4 protein-coding genes and 1 pseudogene are annotated in these 3,711 nt (G+C 65.6%); 3 read left to right on the top strand and 2 right to left on the bottom strand.

Annotated features, from left to right (window positions below):
• Nucleotides 1-377 (top strand): FAD-dependent oxidoreductase (locus A2J02_RS00820; protein ID WP_197477890.1); only part of this gene is annotated, 377 nt, incomplete at its 5' end.
• 215 nt (nucleotides 378-592) lie between these two features.
• Entirely contained in the window at nucleotides 593-1,498 is a 906-nt protein-coding gene (locus A2J02_RS00815; protein ID WP_068045530.1) for a cutinase family protein, read from the top strand.
• On the opposite strand, the gene A2J02_RS00810 is transcribed toward A2J02_RS00815, so the two are convergent.
• Nucleotides 1,477-3,003 carry an MFS transporter gene (locus tag A2J02_RS00810; protein WP_068045528.1) on the bottom strand — a complete coding sequence of 509 codons (1,527 nt, stop codon included), beginning with the start codon at nucleotides 3,001-3,003 and terminating at the stop codon, nucleotides 1,477-1,479. The two genes, A2J02_RS00815 and A2J02_RS00810, sit on opposite strands and share 22 nt — an antisense overlap.
• 98 nt (nucleotides 3,004-3,101) lie before the next feature.
• On the opposite strand from A2J02_RS00810, the gene A2J02_RS00805 reads away from it, so the two are divergent.
• Nucleotides 3,102-3,398, top strand: coding sequence for a putative quinol monooxygenase (locus tag A2J02_RS00805; RefSeq protein WP_068045525.1), 297 nt, complete (start codon nucleotides 3,102-3,104; stop codon nucleotides 3,396-3,398).
• Here the strand turns inward: A2J02_RS00805 and A2J02_RS28005 are convergent.
• Nucleotides 3,333-3,711: pseudogene (locus tag A2J02_RS28005) on the bottom strand (phage infection protein); the annotation flags it as partial. The gene A2J02_RS00805 and the pseudogene A2J02_RS28005 overlap by 66 nt on opposite strands.

Genomic DNA, 3,711 nt, shown 5'->3' with positions numbered 1-3,711 from the left:
AAGACGGCAAGGTCACCGCACTCGAAGCCTGCGAGGTCGAGTTCAAGGCCGGCAAGTTCGAGAAGGTCGAGGGCAGCGAATTCACCCTCGAAGCCGACCTGGTGCTGCTCGCGATGGGATTCGTCGGACCCGACAAGGGCGGTCTGCTGACCGACCTGGGCGTCGACTTCAACCAGCGCGGCAACGTCGAGCGCACCAACGAGTGGGTCACCAACGTCCCCGGCGTGTTCGTTGCCGGTGACATGGGTCGCGGCCAGTCACTTATCGTGTGGGCCATCGCCGAGGGCCGCTCCTGCGCGGCCGCCGTCGACACGTTCCTGCAGGGTGCGACCGCACTGCCGTCGCCGATCGTGCCCACCCAGGCACCGCAGCGGTAGGTCGCGGTAGCTTTCACGTCGCCCCCCGTCGGGATCAATGTGGCTTTGTTGCAGTCGGACCGACTGAAACTCACATTGATCCCGGGGGGTGGGCGGCCGAACCGTGTGACGGACGGTTACGTCCGTTAACCATGTGGGCATCTGATGGTCACAGGCCCCTGGCATTGTCGGGATCGAACAACGAAGCGTTCGATGACCAGTGAGGCCCCCTCCCCATGAGTGTCAAGAAGATCTGCGCCGGTATCGGCGTCGCTGCAGCTGTTGCGTCCGGTCTGGTTGTCGGAGCGGCATCGCCTGCCGCCGCTGACCCTGGCGATTGCCCGACGATGTACGTCGTGGCCATTCCGGGCACGTGGGAGACCAGTTCGGGTGCCGCGCCGAAGCCGGGGATGCTCACCGACGTCACCGATCGTCTCGGTAGCGGCATCCGTACCGACTACGTCTCGTATCCCGCCACCGCGTTCCCGTGGGAGGGCGAGGTGTACGGGCAGTCCCGTGCCGAGGCCGTCGCCAATGCGGGCGGGATGCTGAAGGCCATGGCCGATCGTTGTGGCGCAACGAAACTCGGCATCATCGGCTACAGCCAGGGAGCCGACGCGGCAGGTGATCTCGCCGCAGCCATCGGCACAGGAGTGGGCGTGGTACCCGCGGACAAGGTGGTGGCGGTGGGCTTGATCTCCGACCCGAAGCGCTCCGATACCGATGCTCTCGTGGGGCCGGCCGTGGTCGGAACCGGTGTCGGCGGACCTCGGGTGGGCGGATTCGGCTACGTCAGCCCCGTGGTGCGCACCTTCTGTGCCGTCGGCGATCTGTACTGCTCGACGCCCAAGGACGACTACGTCGCGCGGTTGGCCGGATTCTTGGCCGTGTCGTCCAACCCTGCGCCGAACGTTGCCGATCAGTACTCGCAGGAAGCACAGTCCCTGATCGCGGACCTCGCAGCGGCCGGTGGTCTGCCGGTGTTGCAGGGCCAGCTCACCGACCAGGCGAACGCTCAGCGTCAGAGGGAGATCGAGGCGTTCTACCGCTCCGGCATCCACCAGGAGTACCAGAGCTACGACGTCGAGAACGGCCAGTCCGCGACGCGGTGGTTGGCGCGCTATATCGCCGACGCGGTCTGACGGCGTAGCAGCACGAAGACGGTGACGGCACTGACGGCCATCAGGCCGGCGCTCGCGCCCGACGCAAGGTTGAAACCGTCGATGAAGGACTCGTTCGCGACAGCAGTCAGTTGCGAGGAGAACGGCTCCGGCAGGTAATCCGCCACGGCGATGGCACCGCCGATGGTTTCCCGTGCGGGATCGGCGATCTCGGCAGGGGTCCCAGCGGGGATGGCGTCGTGCATGCGGTGTCGGTAGACGGTGCTGCCGATCGTGCCGAGGATCGCGATGCCGACGGCGCCGCCCAGTTCGGCTCCGGTTTCGGACAATGCCGATGCGGCACCGGCCTTTTCGGGGGCCGCTGCGGTGAGCACGATGTCGGAGTTGAGCGTCGAGGCCGCGCCGATTCCGAAGGTCAGCACGGCCATGCCGGTGAGCAGTAGCGGCAGTCCTGAGTCGGCGCTGACGAATGCCATTGCCGTGCAACCGATGGCGATGAACAGCAGGCCGCCCGCGATGATGGTGCCGGTCCGGATCACCTTGCTCAGCGTCGGTGCGAGCACGGCACCGGCCGCGGCGGCGACAGCCGGAACGAGGAGCCACAGACCTGCTTCGAGCGGCCCCAGCCCGGCGACCAGCTGCAGGTACTGCGAGGCGAAGAGACTGAATCCGGTCATGGCGAAGATGACCAGGAATTGCACCACGACCGCTGCGCTGAAGGCACGTTCGGCGAACAGCGTGACGTCGATCAGTGGATTGGCGGCCTTGCGTTGCCGGATGACGAACACCGCACCGAGCGTGAGTCCGGCGAGGGCTGTGGTGACCGTTGCTACGTCGATCCCTTCCTGCGCGCCGTGCTTGATGGTGAAGACGATCGAGAGCATCGAGGAGATCGCGAGCACCACGCTGATCGGGTCGAATTTGCCGGGGTCGGTGTCCTTGAACTCGGGGACCAGGAGTGGGGCAGCAACGAAGAGCACCACCATGATGGGGATGTTGATCAGGAACACCGAACCCCACCAGAAGTGCTCGAGCAGAACACCCCCGATGACAGGCCCCACCGCGGCACCGCCCGCGAAACCGGCGGTCCCCAGTCCGATGGCTTCCTTGCGTTGAGTGGGATCGTGAAACATGTTGCGTATCAACGACAATGTGCTCGGAGCAATGGTGGCACCGCCGATTCCCAGCAGAGCGCGCGCAGCAAGAAGCATTTCGGGGGAGGTGGAGAACGTCGCGGCCAACGAGGCGATGCCGAAGACGACGGCACCGATCATCAACAGGGTGCGTCGGCCGATCCGATCGCCCAGAGAGCCCATGGTGATGAGCAGCCCGGCGAGCAGAAAGCCGTAGATGTCGAGAATCCACAGCGTCTGGTTGCCGGTGGGTTCTAGATCGGCCGTCATGAACGGCAGGGCCAGATACAGCACCGACATGTCCATCGACACGACGAGAATCGGCACCACCAGCACCGCGAGGCCGAGCCAATCCTTCCCGGTGGCGCGATGGTCGGTTGCCGTCTGGCTCACTGTGACTTCCCTTCCCGAATGGACACCTCAGCTTAGGTGGGTCGGGAGTACGTTCGGTGACGAAGAGCTCTCTCGCCGAACGAAGGAAACATCACCTCATGACCAACGATCTGAAGGTCGTCGCCACGATCATCGCCAAGCCGGATGCCATCGACGCCGTGCGTGACGGCCTCGCGGCCCTCGTCGCCGAATCACGGAAGGAAGACGGGAACGTCTCGTACGAGCTGTTCGAGTCGGCGATCGAGCCGGGCACGTTCATCACCATCGAGGTGTGGAAGTCGCAGGAGGACCTCGACGGTCACATGCAGACCCCGCATCTGCAGCAGGCGTTAAGCGAGTTCGGTGCCCATCTCGCGGCTCCGCCCGCCATCCATCCGCTCCGACCCGTCGGCTGAGTCTCCCCGCGCGCTCGCGTACACCAGCGCCGAGACGGCCAGCAAGGCCGCCGTGGCACCGATCGCGAGCCATCCGGTCCCGCTCATCTCGCCCGACGCGATGATGCGGGCACCGGCCGCGGTGTAACTCATCGGCATGAACGCGGCGAGGTCGCCCCAAATGGGCGCAGTCGACGCATATGCGAAGCCGCAGACGACGACCTGCACCACCAGGGCGACGACGTTGACGATCTGGCCGACCACGGCACCGAGCACCCGTTGAATCGCTCCCGCTGCGGCGAGGTAGGCCGCGGCCGAGAAGATCAGGAACGCG

Origin of the sequence: Rhodococcus sp. EPR-147 (assembly GCF_001647185.1) — a bacterium.
In the GTDB taxonomy this organism is placed as follows: Bacteria; Actinomycetota; Actinomycetes; order Mycobacteriales; family Mycobacteriaceae; genus Rhodococcoides.
Note: the sequence above shows the minus strand (reverse complement) of the source record. Positions and strands in the feature narration are given on the sequence as shown.